Origin of the sequence: Photorhabdus temperata, assembly GCF_025384845.1 — a bacterium.
Lineage (GTDB): Bacteria > Pseudomonadota > Gammaproteobacteria > Enterobacterales > Enterobacteriaceae > Photorhabdus > Photorhabdus temperata.
The window spans coordinates 1-19,832 of sequence record NZ_JAJAFX010000017.1 but is presented as its reverse complement, the minus strand read 5'-3'; the positions used below and the strand labels follow the sequence as shown (position 1 = coordinate 19,832).

Sequence of the window (19,832 nt, the reverse complement as noted above, 5' to 3'; positions counted from 1 at the left end):
CAGGGAGCATGAAAATGAGTCATCGTTTATCTGTTAACCAATCCGGTAGCCGATACCCAGCATCTGCGCTGCCGCTGACGGCGGGTTCCGCCAGTTTGTATGATCTTGAGCACGCCCTGCAAGTGGTGCAATTGGGTGATGGGGTGGCGCTGTTACCGGCCAATGAACCACTTCCCTCCGGCAAGGCGGTTGTGCTCGGTATGTTACCGGCGGTGACGGCAGCCGATCTGGGGGATAACAGTTTCTGCCAGGATTATGGCGTACATCTGGCCTATTACGCCGGGGCGATGGCAAATGGCATTCATTCGGAAGAGATGGTGATCGCCCTGGGTCAGCACGGTATCCTCGGCATTTTAGGTGCTGGCGGGTTGAGCATTCCGCGCATTGCCGAGGCGATTACTACGCTGCGCCAGCACCTGCCCAACGGGCCATTTGGTGTCAACCTGCTACACAACCCCGGCAACCCGGAGTGGGAAATGGCCTGTGTGCGGTTGTGCATGGAACACCAGGTCAGGGTGGTTGAAGCCTCGGCCTATATCAAACTGAGCATGGCATTGGTGTACTACCGCACTTGTGGGCTGAAGCGGCAACAAGATGGCAGTATCCTGCGCCAAAACCGCATTATTGCTAAGGTATCACGGCGTGAGGTTGCCGAGTGTTTTTTGCGTCCAGCACCGGAAAATATCTTGGAAAAACTGCTGGCTGAGGGGGTAATTACCGCAGAGCAGGCAGCGTTGGCGCGTCAGGTGCCGATGGCGGATGACATTACCGTGGAAGGAGATTCCGGCGGCCACACTGATCAAGGGGTGCTGTCCTGCACCTTTCGCTCCGTAGTGCAGCTACGCGACGACATTGAGCACGAGTCCGGCCACCGTTTCCGGGTGCGGATTGGCGCAGCAGGCGGCTTGGGAACCCCTCACGCCATTCTGTCTGCTTTTGCCCTCGGCGCGGCGTATGTAGTGACCGGCTCAATAAACCAGGCTTGCGTGGAGGCCGGTACTTCTGAGGCAGTAAAACAGATGTTAGGCAAGGCGCAGATAGGTGATGTGGCGATGGCGCCGTCGGCAGATATGTTTGAGTTGGGTGCTAAAGTGCAGGTGCTGAAACTGGGCAGTATGTATGCGGTACGCGCCCAGAAACTCTACGCGCTGTATAAGCAGTACGACAGCCTGGACGAGCTCCCGGCTCAGGACGTGGCCCAGTTGGAAAAGCAGATCTTCCATAAGCCGCTGGCTGAAATCTGGCAGGAGACGGTGGCTTATTTCCAACGTTGTAACCTGTCTGCGGTGATTGAAAAGGCAGAGCAGCAGCCAAAGAAAAAAATGGCGCTGCTGTTTCAGTGGTATCTCGGCCAGTCATCTCATTGGGCGATAAACGGTGAAGCGACGCGCCATATGGATTATCAAATCTGGTGCGGTTCGGCGATGGGGGCGATGAACGAGTGGCTACAGGGCACGCCACTGGAAGATGTGGCGCAGCGCAAGGTGGCGGAACTTGCCCACCTGCTGATGAGTGGCACCGCCTACCTGACCCGCATTGCACTGCTTGAGCTTATGCATGTCACGCTTCCGGAACCGGTTAAGCGGTATGCGCCGTTTAACTTATCCAAAGGTGTGGATCATGCTAACGGCAATTCGACACCACAAACACAGGCGGAAAGTAAGCAATCTATAGACGCAGTCACAAAACTGTCATGGAAAAGCTCAACGGAGTTTTATAAAAAGTGCTGGGATCTGTTGCCTGGCGGCACTCATTACAACGTCGGCGATCCTGAACGGTCACTGGTGATCCCGTTCAACCGTGGGCGCAACTCGCGCGTCTGGGACCTGGATGGTAATGAACACCTCGATCTATTCTGTAAGTTCGGCGCACTGTTTGTTGGTCATCACAATGAAACCTACAACGAGTCGCTAATTCAGTACATGGGCAAGGTCACGTCGGTGGATACCTGCGATCTGGAAGTGGAAGTGTGTGAAACTATGGTGAAGCACATCCCCTGTGCCGAGATGGTCCGCTTCTGCTTGAGTGGGACCGAGGCAGTACAGAACGCGTTACGTTTAGCACGCGGCTTTACCGGCAAAAATCGCTTTATTCGTTTCCACGGCCATTACCATGGCAATGCCGATAACATGGTGGGATGGTGTAATGCGCAGGATCTTCACTATCCGGCGTCGGAGCAGTTTCAGGGCGATTTGCCCGATATTTGGGGACAAGAGAGCGGTTCGATTGCTGGTCAGTCTTTTATGCTGCCGTGGAATGACATTGATGTGCTCGCGACGACTATTGAACGCTATCACAACAAAATCGCTGCTGTGCTGATGGAGCCCATCTGCATCAACGGTGGCGGCATTTTTCCGCGTGAAGGCTATCTGGAGAAGGCCAAGGCGCTGTGTGAAAAATACAATATTGTGCTGATTTTCGATGAAGTTATCACTGGTGTGCGCCTGGGCCTCGGCGGTGCGCAGCAACTGCTGGGCGTCACTCCGTACCTGGCGACCTTCGGCAAGGCGTTGGGCGGTGGTGTAATGCCGATTTCCGCCATTGCTGGCCGTCGCGACATCATGGACCTGTATACCCGTGGCAAAGTAATTCATACCGGTACTTTCAACGGTTATCCGCTGGGGCTGGCGGCTATCAAGGCAACCTTTTCACTGATTGAGCGTGATCTGGGTTGTTACGACCGCATGGCCGGCATGACTCGTCAACTCGCCAATGTTTTCGTCAAGGCGGCTGAAGCGGTTGATCTACCTCTGGTGATTCAGGGTATGCCAACCGCGTTGGTGTACCACTCTCAGCAGGAGCCGGTCGAGCAATCCCTGGGTTACAGAGATAAGGTAAAGTTCTGCGGCGACATCATCCGCGAGACGGCTAAACACTATGGCATCCAGTTCTCACCGTTGTCGCGTATCTATTCTAACTTGTTGATGTCACAGGATGATGTGCGCTTCTTCGAAGAACGCATCTTCGATGCCATGGTTAACGCCCGCAAGATTATCGACACGACGTTCAAAGAAGGGATTGATACATGAGTCGATAAATTGCCGTCATCACGGATGCGGCAGGCGGTTTTGGTTCGGCGGTTGTCGAGGTGCTGCTGGATATCGGCTATCTGGTGACTGCGGAGGATATACACTAAGCTGGACGAGCGTTTTGGCATATTATTTATCCAGGCAGCAGTAACTTGCCTTGTTATTAATATGCCAATCCAGCTGATTAATGCAGCAATCATATGATGAAAACTATGCTATCAAAACTTGACAATCAAGACGGTAGCTTATTATGTGAATCTACCTCTCATTATTAAAATATCAAACTAATGATAACTGAACTCTAATGAATATAATGTTACCGTTGAAGGAGTTGCTCCTTTATCTACCAGCGTTAGCTTATTATTAAATATAGAAACATTAATTTGGTTGGTCACCTCTGGTGGTGAAATTTGTTCCAATTCTCCGCCTTCTTGAATACGGTACGCTTTAACTTTAAATTTTTTATAACCTATATGATTAATCACCACGGTAAGTCCTTGGTCACTATTCGTATAATCACGACTTTTAGCTCTCAACAAATTATCATCCGGAAGTTTCTGAACAGGATCATGTTGTACTACCGCATTATCTGAATGAATTATTGTCGGATCAATGCCACCAAACCATTTATTCTTGCTCCAGGTATCGGTTAATTGATTAAGTGTTCGGCTAGTATCCAAATAATATTGTTGATATAAATAATCAGGCGCCGAATTACCATCTGCAAAATTCTTATCAACTTTATAATTTGCAGCTAAGATATTAATTTTATTACCTTCTGCATTCTCGGTAACCAAAACAGTTAATCCTGTTGAAAAATCCTTATTACCACTTAAGATATAAGGTGTTTCAAACATTCTGGAAAACAGATAGAAGGATTGAGCTGAATAGGTACAGAAATTTTTAATGCTTGGATTTTTAGGACTAATTTGATTATTAAACAAACCAAAAGATAGGCCATCACCTCGATAATAATAAGCTCTATCGGCTTTGGTATATTGCATATAAATAAACGTGGAAGCAATATATGCCGCATTTTTAGGGCTCTGCACTTTTGTATATGTATTTTTCGTCCCAATAGCGCTGGAATTCCACTCAGTACAGAAACTTTCTGCATTAATAAAACCATAATCCTTCAAACTTTGTTGAACCGCATTCCCCACGTCAATAATGTTTTGTGGGTCTCCGGTTATAACGTATCCATGCCAGGAAAAAAAATCTAACGGCACATCATTATCTTTACAATATCGTAAGAATCCATCAACGTAATCTTCAAGTTTACTATTAACAAACGCAATACCTGCGCCACCTACTTTAACCGAAGGATCAACAGCTTTAATTATTCTTGCAATTTTTTCATACAATTCATAATACTTTTGAGGATCATCACTATTCCAGAAATAAAGTAAATCAGGTTCATTCCAAACTTGCCAGTAAGTTATTTTTCTCGGCAAGCCGATTCTGGCATAGTTTAAAGCATAGCGATTCACCAAGGTGCCCACTAATATTGCATAAATATCAAAATCTTGTGGTATTTCATAACCGCCCTCACCGGAACGCCCAATACGAAACATTATTTGTCGCTGAATATTACAGGGATTCAGCTCTGCTTGATTATTCATAATATCGCGCAAATAAGCGTCAGTCATTTTATAATTAGCCTCTTTTAATGCAAGACTAATATCATGATTTCTCATCCCGGCAGCAGCATAGGGAAAAATACTTCTGACATTTGAAATATTAGTAAATAGTTTTTTAGCCGCGGGTTTATTTTCTTCTGGGACATTAACAATCATTTGACTCTGATCACTTAACCTATCCACCTGGAAATAGTTATCCATATCGCCAATACCAAAACCATCATGAATCCGGATATGTGTAATTCCCATCTGATTAAATTGATCATCTAAATCAGGGAAGCCAGGTGCCAGAGATTTAGGTACACCATTCAAACCATTAACCTCTTTAAGCAATGAGTGATGCCCAGCCGATAAATCTCGATGATTTTTATTGAATGAAAAAATTTTAGTCATAAAAAACCTCTATATTCATTAATAAATTACATTCTATAAATCAAAAAAACAATTGAATATAAAAAAATACGAAAATCGCCAATAATAGACATTGTATGGGTTCTGAATTAAATACATTTATAACAACCATTCATTATTAAAAAAGGCTCATTCCAGAGCCTAATGGATTAAAAAAATCTCTTGCACATGATTATAATGATTTTATTTTCCACTTAATAATAAAATAAATAGAAAACAACTTACTATAACATTTTCATTTCATAAGAACTAATGATTATTTAACTCTAATGAATATAATGTCACCGTTGAAGGTTTTGCCATTTTATCCACTAATGTTAATTTATTATTAGATATAGACACAGTAATCTGGTTAGTTATCTCTGGTGGTCGCATTCGTTCTAAAGATCCTCCTTCTTGAATACGGTATGCTTTAACTTTCACTTTTTTACAACCGATATTATCAATTACTACAGTAACACCTTGGTCACTATGAGTATAATCGCGATTTTTAGGTCTCAAAAGAGTATCCAGCGGAATCTGCTGTACAGGGTCATTTTGTACTACTGCATTATTATGATGAATTATGGTGGGATCAACACCACCAAACCATTTATTTTTACTATAGGTATCCGTTAATTGGTCCAATGATCGGCTGCTATCAAAATAATATTGTCGATATAAATCCGCAGGAACTGGCGCTACATTACCATCTGAAAAACTCTTGTCTACTTTATAGTTTGCAGCGAGAATATTAATTCTATTACCTGATTCATTCTCGGTTGCCAAAACCGTTAAACCCGTTGAAAAATCTTTATGACCACTCAATATATAAGGTGTTTTTAACATTTTGGCAAAAAGGCCAAAAGATTGAGCTGAATAGGTACAAAAATTTCTGACATTTGGATTTTTAGGGTTAGGTTGATCATTAAACAAGCCAAAAGATAAACCATCTCCCCGATAATAATGTGCCAGGTCAACTTTCGTATATTGCATATAAATAAGTGACGAAGCGATATATGCTGCATTTTTAGCACTCTGCACTTTTGTAAATGTATTTCTCGACCCAAAAGGACTGGAATTCCACTCAGTACAAATACTTTCTGTCTTAGTAAAGCCATAAGTATGCAAACTTTTCTGAATCGTATTACCCATATCAATAATGTTTTGCGGATCTCCAGTGTCAACATACCCATGCCAAGAAAAGAAATCTAACGGTACATTATTATTCTTACAATACCGGAAAAACCCATCAATATAATCACCCCCGGCATTATTACTAAACGAAATGCCAGCACCACCGACTTTAGCATCAGGATCAACAGCCTTAATCACTCTCACTACTTTTTCATATAATGCATAATATTTTTGTGGATCATCACTATTCCAGAAAAACAGTAAATCTGGCTCGTTCCAAACCTCCCAATAAATTATTTTTTTCGGCATTCCAATGTTGGCATAGTTTACAGCATAACGATTCACCAAAGCTTTAACTAATTTTGCATAAATATCAAAGTCTTCTGGTATTTCATAACCTCCATCAAGAGAACGCCCGATACGAAACATGATTTGGCGCTGAATATTATCTGGATTCAGATCTGCTTGATTATTCAGAATATCGCGCAGATAAGCATCCGTCATTTCATAATTAGCATCTCTTAATGCAAGATTAACATCATGATTTCTCATCCCAATCGCCGCATTGGGAAAAATACTTCTAACATTTGCAATATCAGCGACAAGTTTTTTAGCTGCTGAGTGATTTTCCTCTGGAACATTGACAATCATTTGATTTTGATTATTTTTTCTGTCCACCTGGAAATAGTTATCCATATCGCCAATACCAAAACCATCATGAAGCCGGAGATGTTTGATTCCCATCTGATTAAACTGATCATCTAAATCAGGGAAACCAGGTGCCAGAGATTTAGGCAACCCATTCACACCATTAACTTCCTTAATAAGTGAGTTACGCCCAGCAGATAAATCTCGACAATTCTTATTAAAAGAGAAAATTTTAGTCATAATAAACCTCTATATTAATTAATAATATATATCTTTATAAATCAAAAACAATATCAGAGAATAAAAACACCTATCCAATAACTTAACAATAAAATATCAACCTTAACCACACTTTAAAACCATTATCTATTATTCTCATCCTGTCTCATTAAATAATTATATTTTTATAATTATCTCAACAAACAAAATAATATTACCAACAAAAACACAATGATTTTATTTAATAAAAAATAGATAAAACAACCCACCATAATACTTTAATTTAATACTAAGTTAATGATAGCTTAGTTCTAGTGAATATAATGTCACTGTTGAAGGCTTTGCCATTTCATCCACTAATGTTAATTTATTATTAGATATAGACACAGTAATTTGACTAGTTACTTCTGGTGGTGTCATTTGTTCCAATGTTCCCCCTTCTTGAATACGGTACGCTTTAACTTTAAATTTTTTATAACCTATATGATTAATTACCACAGTAATACCCTGATCGCTATCAATATAATTACGATTTTTAGCTCTCAACATATTATCATCAGGAATTTTATTAATAACTTCATATTGCACTACCGCATTATCAGGGTGAATTGTTGTTGGATCAACACCACCAAACCATTTATTCTTACTCCAGATATCGGTTAATTTATTCAGTGATCGGCTAGTATCCAAATAGTATTGCTGATATAAATAATCAGGTGCCGAATTGCCATCTGCAAGACTCCGGTCAACTTTATAATTTGCGGCAAGGATATTAATTTTATTACCTGATTCATTCTCGGTTGCCAAAACCGTTAAACCTGTTGAGAAATCCTTGTTACCACTTAGGATATAAGGTGTTTCAAACATTCTGGCAAAAAGACTAAAGGATTGAGCCGAATACGTACAGAAATTTTTAATATGTGGGTTTTTAGGACTAGATTGATCATTAAACAAACCAAAAGATAAACCATCTCCCCGATAATAATATGCCCTGTCAATTTTCATATATTGCATATAAATAAATGTGGAAGCAATATATGCCGCATTTTTAATGCCCTGCACTTTTGTATATGTATTTTTTGTCCCAATAGGGCAGGAATTCCACTCAGTACAGAAACTTTCTGCATCGGTAAAACCATAAGTTTTCAAACTTTGTTGAACCGTATTCCCCACATCAAGGATGTTTTGCGGATCTCCGGTTTCAACGTATCCATGCCAGGAAAAGAAATCCAGCGGCACATCATTATCTTTACAATATCGTAAGAATCCATCAACATAACTCTCTAATGCATTATTAACAAACACAATGCCAGCGCTACCTACTTTGACAGAAGGATCAACAGATTTAATTATTCTTGCAACTTTTGCATATAATTCATAATACTTTTTAGGATCATCACTATTCCAGAACATCGATAAATCAGGCTCGTTCCAAACCTGCCAGTAGGTTATTTTTCTAGGCAGGCCAATTTTGGCATAGTTTAAAGCGTAGCGATTCACTAAGGTACCTACTAATGTTGCATAAACATCAAAATCTTGTGGTATCTCATGACCACCGCCAAAGGAACGCCCGATACGAAACATTATTTGTCGTTGAATATTATCTGGGTTTAGCTCCACTTGATTTCTCATAACATCACGCAGATAAGCATCAGTCATTTTATAATTAGCCTCTTTTAATGCAAGACTAATATCATGATTTCTCATCCCGGCAGCAGCATAGGGAAAAATACTTCTGATATTTGAAATATCAGCGATAAGTTTTTTAACCGCGGATTGATTTTCTTCTTCGGCATTGACAATAATTTGATTTTGATTATTTTTTCTGTCCGCCTGGAAATAGTTATCCATATCACCAATACCAAAACAATCATGGATCCGGAGATGTTTGACTCCCATCTGATTAAACTGATCATCTAAATCAGGGAAGCCAGGCGCCAGAGATTTAGGCAATCCATTCACACCATTAACTTCCTTAAGAAGTGAGTTATGCCCAGCCGATAAATCTCGACGATTCTTATTAAAAGAAAAAATTTTAGTCATAATAAATCTCTATATTAATTAAGAATATATATATTTACAAATCAAAAACAATATCAGAGAATAAATATATCTCGCTGACAATTCAATAATAATAAATGAGACTAATACTTAGATAATGGTTAAATGTCTCTTTTAACTACGCATTAAAGTTATCAATTATTAATTTATATTTTGTTTACTAACCAATTAATTACATTGATATAATCACAAGAATAAAGTTCCCAGTAAGAAATTGATATTAACAATAATCATAAAATAGCAAAAAATAAAACCACACAGTCAGTAAACTTTATCAATTAATATATAGTTAAAAGTCATCAATATGTGCTATAAATATACTTAGCATGTTAGTAATTTAATAAAATCTCTTTCTGTTTTAAATTATCCATTACCAAGAAATATTAAAAAATAAAAACAAATGCCTATATTTATAATAATCGCAACACTAATTTCATTATCTATAGAAAAAATCATCAGATAATAAAAAAGCGACAAATAGTTAATATATGTGAAATGTATTTTTGCATTTTATGCAAAGCACTTATACGTTAAATATATATTTACAAAGTTAAAAAAAGAATGAAATATGAAACCCACACATAATGAGGTAACAATAGTGATGACCAAGAAAAATGCTTTATTGACTGGTGCAACAGGTTTTATCGGTGCATATATGCTTGACGAATTGATGAAAACCAAATCACATGCAAAGATCTTTGTCGTAATTCGCAAGGTTGATCAGTTCAATAATCCAATCAAAAGGCTTGAAGAAGCATATGGTCACGTTTTACTGAAGGTAATAAATTGAAGGATAAAGAGATTAACCAATGCACCATAAATGTTAAAGGCCACCGGGAGGTTAACCCGATGACCTTAGCTACGTTTCCGTTATCTATTTCAGAAATGCACGGATCAGCTCTAAAAGCGCAACTAACGCTTTGAGAACGATGATAGCAATATCAATAAATGCTTTCACCCGTTTGCTCCTGTTAGGAGCACGACTTAACCAACCATTGCCTTTACGCTGCCTGTCCGGCTGGCCCTTATCTGTGTTAGCAGGAGAATATCGCGCTCTGACCGAGGCACTGAATCAGCACCACCTGTACTTCAGCCAGGACTTAAGAAAACTTGCGTCAGAGATACACAGGCCAGAACGCTAACCCAAACTAACAGCCGTTGATTATAGGTTTATTTGCAGATGATTCAATCAATTAAAATGATGAGTAGATAAAAATAAAAAACCAACTGATGAGGTTGGTTTTTTTGCTTTTACCCTTGGATAGGGCGGTTTGTCTTTGTGCTATACGAGATTGGTAGCCTCGGTTCTAGCACGACATTCTCCTGCTAACGCAATCAGTCTACACCTTAAAAAAAGTGTTATCAACCTTTGACATCCTCCCCCACTTTCGCACTTCGTGACTCAAGAGGGGGATCCCCGTTACGCTATTTCAAGACAGGAACAAGACAAATTTGCTTTGCAAAGTCAACAACGAGCATTAAAGGCACAAATAAGTGGTTTTTTCAAAGATGAAATTATTCCAGTTACTCTATCTGGTAAAGCAGGCAATATCATAGCCTTTTCTCAGGACGAACATCCAAGGCAAACATCGTTAGAAGCACTAGCTGCATTACAGCCAATCGTAAAAGAAAAAGGAACAATTACTGCGGGAAACTCTTCTGGAATCAATGATGGCGCCAGCGCCCTACTCATTGCCAGCAAAATGGCATGTGACAAACATCAGCTTAAACCTCTGGCAAAAATCCTTGGTACAGCAACAGCAGGGGTTAACCCTGAAATCATGGGCATAGGGCCAGTTCCAGCTGTTAAAAAAGCCTTAGCGATATCTGGAACAAGAATTGAAGACATGGATGTTATCGAAATTAATGAAGCTTTTGCCGCACAGACTCTGGCTGTAATGAAAGAGCTGAATATTCAATGGAATGCATCCCATGTCAACTGTAACGGCGGGGCTATTTCATTGGGGCATCCATTAGGTGCATCTGGGGGACGGATTTTAGCAAATGCCGTCTATCAATTACACCGCCAACAAGGAAAACTGGCCTTATGTACTATGTGCATTGGCGTTGGACAAGGAATCGCGATGATCCTTGAGAAAGTTTGATCACTCTTCTATTAACGCTAAATCTCCCTGGCAAGCCACTCCTGCAATAGTGATATAAATACCGTTAATTTTGCTGGCGGGTACGCAAGTGCCCGTAATAAATAGATACCATCCTTACGTTCATCAGGATCATTGAATAATGCAACAAGCCCTCCCGAACGAATATCCGACGAAACAACCCAGTTAGGAAGAAGCCCTACTCCAACCCCAGTGACGGCGGCCATTCTTAATGTGTCAAAGTCATCACTGCGAAAAATTCTGTTCTCATTGCTGAGATTGATAGCATCCTGATAGCGTGACCAGCAAATGCCAGCAGGATCATGATGTTTATCAAGCAAATAATGGTTAGATAACTCAGAAAGTGTTGTCGGAGCCCCGCACTTCTGGATATAGCCTGGACTGGCACACACAACCCAAGTCTGGGTAGCTATCCATTTTGAGTAAAGAGAGCTATCTTTTAATTCACCAACCCGAATAACCGCATCAAGACGATCCCTGACGGGATCAGTCAAACGCTCTGTTTGATCAAGTTCAACCTGAATTTTGGGATATCGGATGAATAGTTCTTCCAACATAGGAATTATATGGTGACGCCCAAACGTTGGCAGGCAGGCAACACGCAGTACCCCTTGCGGTTCTCCATCCAAAGCCGCTAACTCAGCCTGGATATCGACAAGATTATTGATAATATCTTGCGCTCTTGAAAATAAAATCTCTCCTGCATCAGTCAGTGATAAGCCACGGGTAGAACGCAAGAAAAGTTTTACCTCCAACATCTGCTCAAGGCTGTCTATCTGACGTGTAATAGATGAAGCTGCCATGCCCTGTAGACGAGCAGCAGCAGAAAAACTCTGTGAACGGGCAACATTAACGAATGTTGCCAGAATATCGGTACGTAGCAAATCTTTCATCATAGATTTTACCTATATATGATTAAACGTATCTGATATTACAAGCAAGATATGGAAATTGATCGCGCTATCAATTTTGCATTCTATGCAAAGCAATTTCGCTTGCCATCTTTATTCCCGCAATCCTGAGATAGTGGCAGAATTCTTTTACGATAATACAGATCAAATGCTGGAGGTTTTCGTGTCAAACACAGCAATCAAACCAGATCCCACTTCTTCTATTTCTCTCATATTGTTATCTGCCGCCTGCGGTTTTGCTGTAGCTAATCTTTATTATAATCAGCCATTATTGCCGGCAATAAGCACAAGCTTTGGCATTGATGGTGCAACATCCGGTTGGATCGCTACGTTAACGCAAATTGGTTACGCTGCGGGGCTTCTCTTTTTTGGCCCTCTTGGTGATACATTAAGTCGTCGTAAACTTGTTTTCTGCCTACTAACCGGCAATATAGCCAGCCTTATCTTATGTGCCGCCGCACCAAATTTTATATGGTTTTTGACCAGTAGCCTGATATTAGGGCTAACCTCTATTTCAGCACAAATTATCATTCCGGCAGTATCCGGGTGGGTAGCGCCAGAAAAACGTGGCCGGGTTGTAGGAAATCTGATGAGTGGCCTTTTCGCGGGAGCACTGCTTGCCAGAACATTGAGTGGTGCAATCGGAGAGCATTTCGGCTGGCGTGAAATGTTTTTACTGGCAGCTTTAATCGATATATTCCTGTTTTTTCTAGTCTGGTTTGTCCTTCCAAAAACGGCAGCACCACAAACTATGGCTTATGGTCAGCTTCTTACCTCACTCGGCAAACTGATTAAACAGCAACCACTTTTGCGTGAAGCCGCTTTATCCGGTTTTTTGTTGTTTGCCGCGTTTAATACATTGTGGGGCTCTCTGGCCTTATTACTCTCCCAACCTCCTTATGGCTGGGGTAGTGATATCGCAGGTCTTTTTGGCTTGACGGGCATTGTGGGAATGTTGGCTTCATCAACAATGGGTTCAATGACAGATCGTTTCGGGGGAAGAGCTGTTGTTACTACTGGCGCTTTATTGGTGACGTTGGCCCTGTGCCTGATTGGTGGAACCCGTCACAGCATTCTGTTTTTATTCGCAGGTATTATTTTCCTGGATCTTGGCAGCAGAGCTGGTTTAGTCGCGAATCAAACACGATTGTATACTTTACTACCTGATGCCCGGAGCCGACTGAATACCGTTTTTATGACATGCTATTTCGCCGGTGGCGCAGCGGGTTCCTCTTTAGGAGCAATAGCAGCCTGGCATCTTTCATGGAGTGGTGTCGCCCTCAGCGGCGGCGGATGCGCACTATTAGCAGCTATTTTGGTTCTGTTTGGTACGAAACGTCTGGTATAACCGCGCTCAGAAATAGCTTTATACACTACGTCCCAAGCTATCTTTTGCTATCACCTGAAAATCATGAAAACGCTTACTATTCAGTCATCTTTTGGTTGCTTTCTCACGCAAAGTTGCCTCCAATAAAATCCAATAAAAACAATATGTTGGAGGGTATTTTCGAGAGGCTTAAAGTTCAGTGTATGATGAGGTTATGACAGTTTAACAAGGTGAATAGTTTCGTTTACTTATGAATTTGTTTAACATCGTAAAGTTACTTTATTCACTAATTGGTAATATCAGACTGACAACTCATCCCCTCATCAATTCTGGATTTTCTTTGAGTATGGGTAATTCTTTTCTGCGTGTTAATCTTCATTGATCCATCTTTTTATAATTAAACCTTCATTAAGATATCACTAAGAATATTCCTAAAAATTCCATTGATTATGAGGTTTATGGACGATGTTGTTTAAGTATTGTTTAGTTAAATATAGCGTAATTGAGATTAATTCTCTTTCGTATTAAGGGGAATAATATTCTGATTACTTGCCAAATGAATGAGGGGATGGCAATAATAGAATAGATAAATTTACTCGTTTAAATTAATTTGTGTAATATAATGCATTGAAATTTAAATAAAAATATATTTAATGAAAGTCGATGAAATAACAGGAGTGCATCATTGCATTTGCAGTTTATTAAAATGTAAAACAGAAAAACTGCTACTGAAATAATTCGGTAATCCAGATTAAAAGAATCAATGAAATCTTTCCTGAAAATAAATTTCATATTGTTTGGCTTTTTTTGATATGTTATGTTTTCCATGTTTTTTATATTGGCTTCTGTAGACACTCGTTAAGAGAATAACCTTATCCAGAAACAACTCATCCCATTAACGCAATAGAAGATAAGGAGTAGATAATGGATAAACCAATTGAAAAAGAAGAAGAAAAAGAAATTTATCTTCATCCTGAATATGATGAATGTGGTCGTCCGTACTACAACCTACCTAATGCCAGAAAGGAAGAAAACCTGATAGCAGTTTGTTTGAAATACGCGAGTAAGGTGATCCCGGTGATTTTCTTGCCGGGGGTAATGGGGAGCAATTTAAAATCGAAACATGATGATGAGCCAGTTTGGTTGGTAAATTCTCAGCTTGGTGTTGCAGGTTGGATATCAAAGGATGCTTCTTATAGGAAAAGAACATTAGATCCCCAAAACACCGATATTTACGATTCGGGCGCAATAAATAATTACATCGCCGAAGGAAGGAAACTCCCTGATCGCCACCAACGTGGTTGGGGAGAAGTGGCCTATCTGAGCTATGGTCATTTTTTGCCCTAGCTTCAATTGGTGCTGGATGATGAGCGTCTGGTGTTTGAGTATCGCATGGAAGGACAGGGAAAGAAGACTGCTCGTCAACAATTGATCGGTCAGAATCTGGGGGCTGAGTGGGGTGAAGAACCACTGACAACGGAAGAGGTTGGACACAGTTATCGTTTTATGTACCCGGTTCACGTGATGGGTTATAACTGGCTGCAATCTAATGAGGATTCCGCTAAAAAGCTGGCAAAATATGTTGATAAGGTTTTAGCCTTCTACGGTAAACGTTGTGCAGCAAATAAGGTTATTTTAGTCACTCACTCCATGGGGGGTTAGTGGCCCGCCATTATTCAGAAAAGTTGGGTGGGCGGGATAAAATTTTAGGTATCGTGCATGGCGTTATGCCTGATACGGGTTCACCCATGACTTATAAGAGGATGAAAACCGGTGAAGATGGCATAACTGGGTTGGTTATCGGCAGTAATGGTGCAGAGATGACCCCAGTATTAGCTCAGTCTCCCGGTCCTTTACAGCTCTTGCCGGGAAAGGCGTATGGTAAAAGTTGGTTACATATTGCCGATGGCAAAATCACGCACAAGCTGCCGGAATCCGACCCTTATCAGGAGATTTATCTGGAAAAGAACCGATGGTGGGGATTATGTGAAACCCGGTTTTTAAATCCAGATAAAGAAAATAAATGGAAAGATAAGGAAAGTTGGAATGATTACTGGCGATTAATGAAGAAAACAGTCAAGCCATTTATTGAAGAGCTGAGTGGTAAATACCACCCCAATACGTATGCCTTTTATGGTGCCAGTGAGAAACATTTGTCATATGGAGTTATCTCTTGGAAAGAAGTCAGTAAAAATTATTACAATAAAACAGAAGATTATTCCGGCATGACATTTAATCAACCGTTATATGATCCTTTTGATTTGGAAACCGGCACAACACGTATGGTTCAATTTTCTGTCGGGCCTTCTTTTCAGGATATTGCCGCGAAAACTTTTAAACTGGCACCTCCAAATGAGAAAGGGGATGGTACCGTGCCGGAACAGGCTGGCCGTATTCCAACCAGAAGATTATGCAGCCAGTTGGCAACGGATGCTGACCATGAAGGGGCATATAACGAGGATAAAGCCAGGTTATTTACTCTGCGCTCAATTGTGAAGATGGTTCAGGCGGTGAAGATTGAATAAGAAAAATATCTTCCTTATTTTATTGTCTGTGTTGGCTATTTATGCCCTCTGGCGGTGGTATTTCCCTGACCCTTATCACCCCAGTTTAACCGAGAAGGAAAAGCAAGTGACAACTGAAATGTTAACCAATATGCAAACCCGTTGTGTGGGCCGTTATCTGATTGATATCCCTGCGGTATTTGGCAATATTATCCATGATGGGATATTTATTGGCGATGCGAAAATAGAAACGGAACGTTTGTATCCACCTGAATTTGAATATCGGATAGAGGCTAGAGAGCAGGAATTAAAGACGACTCAATATGTTGATCCAAAAGATATGCCTTTTTTAAAAAAAGTCTATCGTCTGCAAGGTAATATGGAAGGTGTGATCTTCGACAGGAATGAAAGTTCTGGTATTCCTGGTTATGCCCGGGTATTAGAAGCGCATTTGTATAGCAATGGTGTTGCTTTTACCGTAACAATGGAATTTACTGAGTTGTCAGATGATAAGTATAAAGCAGACAGGGACGATTTTATCAAAGGTAGATTTTCTGAAAGGGAATATAATGAGTTGTATCAAACTCTGCATAAAATGAACAGCCTGCTTTCCCGAATCAGCGGCAGAAAAGATACAGAAATCCCGACAGTAGCGGGAACCTGTATTCCTGATGGGTTTATTGCCGGTAATTGGAATGAGAAAGAGAGTATGGGTTTTGTCTATCGGGGAAATAAGGATGAGAACTTTAAGTTCAGTATTGAAATCATTAATGACCTGACAGGGGAAAACACCTTGCTTGAACGTATTGGTGAAATTGAAAAGGATTTGCATGCTAACCGTGGCGGGATAGCCAGAAAAGGGAAAAAGGAAGTGAACGGTATTCATGCGGAAGAATTATTAGCAATCGGTCTGCAACCTTTTGACAATAACCCTCGATATCAATTTGAGTTAGTTGCAAATGAAACGGCTGGGGACTATAAAAATCCCTATGTTGATATTATGTTGAGGAATTATCAGTTACCCCCGACACCCTATACCGGAGATGAGCTGATTACATTTTGGGATACGGTAATAAGTACCTTTCGTAAAAGGCCGGGTGCTTTCTAATAGCAATAAAAACACGTTTTAAATGAAAACGCTTATAAGGATATAGGTGTTAGAAATCGGGATGGGGAAGATAAGTGGTAATCAACAACCGTGTAATTAGCTCAATTTGAGATGCATTAAAAAAACTATTGAAATAATGTTGGGTTGACAAAATCAGAAAGTTGCACCAATATCAAGGTTGACAAATTTGAATTTTTGCACTCTTAGAGAAAACAGTAAATGCCAAACATCCGCTATCCTTGGGAATTCCATCCACAGTTAAGTGAAGAACGTTTAAGTATTATTGCAAAAGAATTACTCAATGTGCTTGATCATACTTATGAGCAGCTTTCTACACCATTAGATGATAATTATACCCGAGGAACCTGTACATTCGGCCGCCAAAGACAATGCCTTATCCAGCTCTGTATGAAAGGTACTTATCATTGGCTGAAATTAACTAATCCTGGTATGGATACAACTATCGAAATAGAAGCAATCCCACTTCGTTTTTTTAGTGATGATCCAGAAAATCCTAAAAAATCAGGGTTCTTTCGCCGTAATAGTGTAGACCAGCTCTGGGCGCCAGAAATCACGATACCAACAATATGGCGCTTTATTGTAGAAAAACCCTCGTTTGAAAGCGAAGGTGCACAAGTTCATTTTGCCGGCTACAACGAGCATGAAGAAATGTTGTCTCAATGGACTTACGATAACAGTAAAATATCCGTGCTGCATTCTACAGACAATACACCGCCATCTGCGGTAACAATCGAATTGGATCCTATCAGTGCTGCCGTGCCTGATAAATCCAGGGAAAACAAGCGTAATAACAAGTAGTAGGTGAAAAGTGTTTAATGGTTCCAATTTGCGGTTAGCTCGTCTGTATCACGAGCTATCTCTTGAGCAAGTGGCAGAGCAGGTTAATAAAACCCGCCAATATATTCAGCGGCTGGAATCCGGCTTTGCTGTGCCAACTAATGAACTGTCTAATGAATTAGCTACTGCCTTGCAGGTTACTCCTGCGTTTTTTGAAACCCAAGAACAATCTCCTGTGAACGAGGAGATTGTTCATTTCCGTAAACGCAGCGCAATTAGAATAGCAACAAAATTAGCAGCACTTGCAAAGGCTGAGTTATACAGACGATTAATCGTCGTTTTCGAAGAAAACCTAAATTTACCCCCCGTGTTATTTCCTGAATTAAAAGCAAATTCCCCGGAAGAAGTTGAACGAGCAGCAGAAAAATGTCGGATTGATTGGGGATTGGGATTTGGGCCAATTGAAAACGTGACACGTCTGGCTGAAAAGCTAGGCGCATTTGTTACCTCGTTTGATTCAGTATCTGATGATGTTGACGCGTTATCCGTTCCATTAGATCGACCTTTCATTGTCAGAAATACAGCAAAGAAATCACCGTGCCGACAACGGTTTGATATTGCACATGAGATTGGACATCTTGTGCTACACGGCGGAATATCTACTGGTGATAGGATAACCGAATCTCAAGCCAACCAATTTGCCTCTGCCCTGCTTTTACCACGAAGTGCAATGGCTAAATATTTCCCTGCCCCGATCAGCGGGAGAATCAACTGGCGAGGTCTAAGTGAATTCAAATTAACCTGGAAGGTGAGTAAAGCAGCAATTATTTATCGGGCACATCAACTTTCTCTCTTAACCGATACTCAATACAAAACCGCTTTTTTGGGGCTTAAACGCAAAGGCGAAGCTATCGAGGAAAAAGAGGATTATCTTATTCCCCATGAAAAACCTGAATTATTCCATCGAGCAATAAAAGTGCTTATTAATGATGTTTGTATCGATATTGAAGCACTAGCCAAGCGTTTAAAAATTACAGTGCCAATGCTACTTGAACTGGCTAACGATAGTTCACTTTATGAGCTCAAGAATCAGACCGATTCTGTGAACGTCATTTCAATGTTTTCATATCGATGTGACTGCTCCCCGCCGTAAAAAACGGCGAGGCTTCCCACTTCTCAGGCCGCAACCGTCTTTATGACGGATTTACGCTGGCCTCCGTGGGCAGAGACGACGAGCCCCGCCGCCTGTAATTCTCTCGTGCCCTTGCTCTGGATGTTGAGCACCGCATTGATATCGCGGTCATGTTCGACTCGGCAGAAAGGGCATGACCAGATCCGCTTATGCAGCGGCATTTCCGGCACTTTGTGACCGCAACAATGACAGGTTTTCGAACTGGCGAACCACTGATCCAGTTTCACCAGGTGGACCCCCGCTGCTGCGGCTTTGTATTCCAATTTCATCAGGAAACTATTCCAGCCCGCATCCCCGATAGCGCGGGCAAGGTGGTGATTCTTCATCATGTTGGCCGATTTTAGTGTCTCAACAATGAGCGCTTGGTTTTCGTCAACCATTGTCCGGGAGAGTTTGTGTTGAAAATCGGCGCGGGCATTGGCTACCCGCTCATGGACTGCCGCCAGACGTAATCGGGCCTTGCCGCGGTTAGCACTGCCCTTTTGTTTGCGGGACAGCGATTTCTGCTTTCGACGCAGGTTACGGGTGGCGTTGATAAGGTGACGCAGGTTATTGACCTTCTCCCCATTCGACTCAATAAGATAGTGGGACAAACCCATATCGCAACCGGTCACGCGGGTGATAACGCCCGGCTTTTCCCGCGCCTCTTTTCCATCGTCACACAGGATAGCGGCGAAATATTTTCCCGTGGCGGTGCGAGAGAGCGTCATGCTCTTCACCTCCCCTTCAATTTTTCTGTGTATGC

The 19,832-nt window shown here is 41.1% G+C and carries 17 protein-coding genes; 11 read left to right on the top strand and 6 right to left on the bottom strand.

Features of this window, described 5'->3' with window-relative positions:
- The first annotated feature begins 14 nt into the window (after window positions 1-14).
- Window positions 15-3,029 carry a PfaD family polyunsaturated fatty acid/polyketide biosynthesis protein gene (locus LGZ99_RS08580; RefSeq protein ID WP_036837841.1) on the top strand — a complete coding sequence of 1,005 codons (3,015 nt, stop codon included), beginning with the start codon at window positions 15-17 and terminating at the stop codon, window positions 3,027-3,029.
- 284 nt (window positions 3,030-3,313) lie between these two features.
- On the opposite strand, the gene LGZ99_RS08575 is transcribed toward LGZ99_RS08580, so the two are convergent.
- The 3 genes from LGZ99_RS08575 to LGZ99_RS08565 form a co-directional block, all read right to left on the bottom strand.
- Window positions 3,314-5,062, bottom strand: coding sequence for a GH39 family glycosyl hydrolase (locus LGZ99_RS08575; RefSeq protein WP_262979025.1), 1,749 nt, complete (start codon window positions 5,060-5,062; stop codon window positions 3,314-3,316).
- A gap of 267 nt (window positions 5,063-5,329) precedes the next feature.
- A complete protein-coding gene (locus LGZ99_RS08570) occupies window positions 5,330-7,084 on the bottom strand; it encodes a GH39 family glycosyl hydrolase (protein WP_262979024.1) in 1,755 nt (584 codons plus the stop codon).
- Window positions 7,085-7,357: 273 nt separating this feature from the next.
- On the bottom strand, window positions 7,358-9,106 hold the full coding sequence (locus LGZ99_RS08565; RefSeq protein ID WP_036837809.1) for a GH39 family glycosyl hydrolase: 1,749 nt from the start codon (window positions 9,104-9,106) through the stop codon (window positions 7,358-7,360).
- Between the two features lie 619 nt (window positions 9,107-9,725).
- Between LGZ99_RS08565 and LGZ99_RS08560 the strand changes: the two genes are divergently transcribed.
- Entirely contained in the window at window positions 9,726-9,914 is a 189-nt protein-coding gene (locus tag LGZ99_RS08560; protein WP_160171151.1) for an SDR family oxidoreductase, read from the top strand.
- An 84-nt stretch (window positions 9,915-9,998) separates the two neighbouring features.
- On the opposite strand, the gene dinQ is transcribed toward LGZ99_RS08560, so the two are convergent.
- Complete coding sequence (dinQ, locus tag LGZ99_RS24800; RefSeq protein WP_387632600.1) at window positions 9,999-10,070, bottom strand: damage-inducible type I toxin DinQ; 72 nt, start codon at window positions 10,068-10,070, stop codon at window positions 9,999-10,001.
- On the opposite strand from dinQ, the gene LGZ99_RS08555 reads away from it, so the two are divergent.
- The gene (locus LGZ99_RS08555; protein WP_152552715.1) at window positions 10,054-10,266 is read left to right on the top strand and encodes a hypothetical protein; all 213 of its coding nucleotides are present in this window, start codon (window positions 10,054-10,056) and stop codon (window positions 10,264-10,266) included. The two genes, dinQ and LGZ99_RS08555, sit on opposite strands and share 17 nt — an antisense overlap.
- Before the next feature lie 255 nt (window positions 10,267-10,521).
- Window positions 10,522-11,229 carry an acetyl-CoA C-acyltransferase gene (locus tag LGZ99_RS08550; protein WP_051769280.1) on the top strand — a complete coding sequence of 236 codons (708 nt, stop codon included), beginning with the start codon at window positions 10,522-10,524 and terminating at the stop codon, window positions 11,227-11,229.
- Between the two features lie 17 nt (window positions 11,230-11,246).
- On the opposite strand, the gene LGZ99_RS08545 is transcribed toward LGZ99_RS08550, so the two are convergent.
- Window positions 11,247-12,143 (bottom strand): LysR family transcriptional regulator, encoded by an 897-nt coding sequence (locus tag LGZ99_RS08545; RefSeq protein WP_021325382.1) that lies wholly within the window; start codon window positions 12,141-12,143, stop codon window positions 11,247-11,249.
- A gap of 178 nt (window positions 12,144-12,321) precedes the next feature.
- On the opposite strand from LGZ99_RS08545, the gene LGZ99_RS08540 reads away from it, so the two are divergent.
- The 7 genes from LGZ99_RS08540 to LGZ99_RS08510 all read left to right on the top strand — a co-directional run bounded on the left by LGZ99_RS08540 (window position 12,322) and on the right by LGZ99_RS08510 (window position 19,048).
- Window positions 12,322-13,506 carry an MFS transporter gene (locus LGZ99_RS08540; protein ID WP_235184691.1) on the top strand — a complete coding sequence of 395 codons (1,185 nt, stop codon included), beginning with the start codon at window positions 12,322-12,324 and terminating at the stop codon, window positions 13,504-13,506.
- Window positions 13,507-14,409: 903 nt separating this feature from the next.
- Window positions 14,410-14,832, top strand: coding sequence for a hypothetical protein (locus LGZ99_RS08535; RefSeq protein WP_235184689.1), 423 nt, complete (start codon window positions 14,410-14,412; stop codon window positions 14,830-14,832).
- A gap of 9 nt (window positions 14,833-14,841) precedes the next feature.
- A complete protein-coding gene (locus LGZ99_RS08530; protein WP_235184688.1) occupies window positions 14,842-15,147 on the top strand; it encodes an esterase/lipase family protein in 306 nt (101 codons plus the stop codon).
- Window positions 15,147-16,010, top strand: a complete 864-nt coding sequence (locus LGZ99_RS08525) for a hypothetical protein (protein WP_235184686.1) — start codon at window positions 15,147-15,149, stop codon at window positions 16,008-16,010. Before LGZ99_RS08530 ends, LGZ99_RS08525 begins: the two co-directional genes overlap by 1 nt.
- Complete coding sequence (locus LGZ99_RS08520; protein ID WP_036837805.1) at window positions 16,003-17,097, top strand: Tli4 family immunity protein; 1,095 nt, start codon at window positions 16,003-16,005, stop codon at window positions 17,095-17,097. The genes LGZ99_RS08525 and LGZ99_RS08520 overlap by 8 nt, the downstream gene beginning before the upstream one ends.
- Before the next feature lie 219 nt (window positions 17,098-17,316).
- Window positions 17,317-17,916, top strand: a complete 600-nt coding sequence (locus tag LGZ99_RS08515; protein WP_036837803.1) for a hypothetical protein — start codon at window positions 17,317-17,319, stop codon at window positions 17,914-17,916.
- 10 nt (window positions 17,917-17,926) lie between these two features.
- Window positions 17,927-19,048: a helix-turn-helix domain-containing protein gene (locus tag LGZ99_RS08510; protein ID WP_036837801.1), complete on the top strand. Its 1,122-nt coding sequence runs from the start codon at window positions 17,927-17,929 to the stop codon at window positions 19,046-19,048.
- 23 nt (window positions 19,049-19,071) lie between these two features.
- On the opposite strand, the gene LGZ99_RS08505 is transcribed toward LGZ99_RS08510, so the two are convergent.
- Window positions 19,072-19,832: RNA-guided endonuclease InsQ/TnpB family protein (locus LGZ99_RS08505; RefSeq protein WP_262979023.1), on the bottom strand; the 761-nt coding region annotated here is incomplete at its 5' end.

Coding starts and splice junctions, on each gene's coding strand:
- LGZ99_RS08535 (WP_235184689.1), top strand. CDS start 14,410: ATGGATAAACCAATTGAAAAAGAAGAAGAAAAAGAAATTTATCTTCAT.
- LGZ99_RS08515 (WP_036837803.1), top strand. CDS start 17,317: ATGCCAAACATCCGCTATCCTTGGGAATTCCATCCACAGTTAAGTGAA.
- LGZ99_RS08555 (WP_152552715.1), top strand. CDS start 10,054: ATGATAGCAATATCAATAAATGCTTTCACCCGTTTGCTCCTGTTAGGA.
- LGZ99_RS08580 (WP_036837841.1), top strand. CDS start 15: ATGAGTCATCGTTTATCTGTTAACCAATCCGGTAGCCGATACCCAGCA.
- LGZ99_RS08565 (WP_036837809.1), bottom strand. CDS start 9,106: ATGACTAAAATTTTTTCTTTTAATAAGAATCGTCGAGATTTATCGGCT.
- LGZ99_RS08545 (WP_021325382.1), bottom strand. CDS start 12,143: ATGATGAAAGATTTGCTACGTACCGATATTCTGGCAACATTCGTTAAT.
- LGZ99_RS08575 (WP_262979025.1), bottom strand. CDS start 5,062: ATGACTAAAATTTTTTCATTCAATAAAAATCATCGAGATTTATCGGCT.
- LGZ99_RS08560 (WP_160171151.1), top strand. CDS start 9,726: ATGACCAAGAAAAATGCTTTATTGACTGGTGCAACAGGTTTTATCGGT.
- LGZ99_RS08570 (WP_262979024.1), bottom strand. CDS start 7,084: ATGACTAAAATTTTCTCTTTTAATAAGAATTGTCGAGATTTATCTGCT.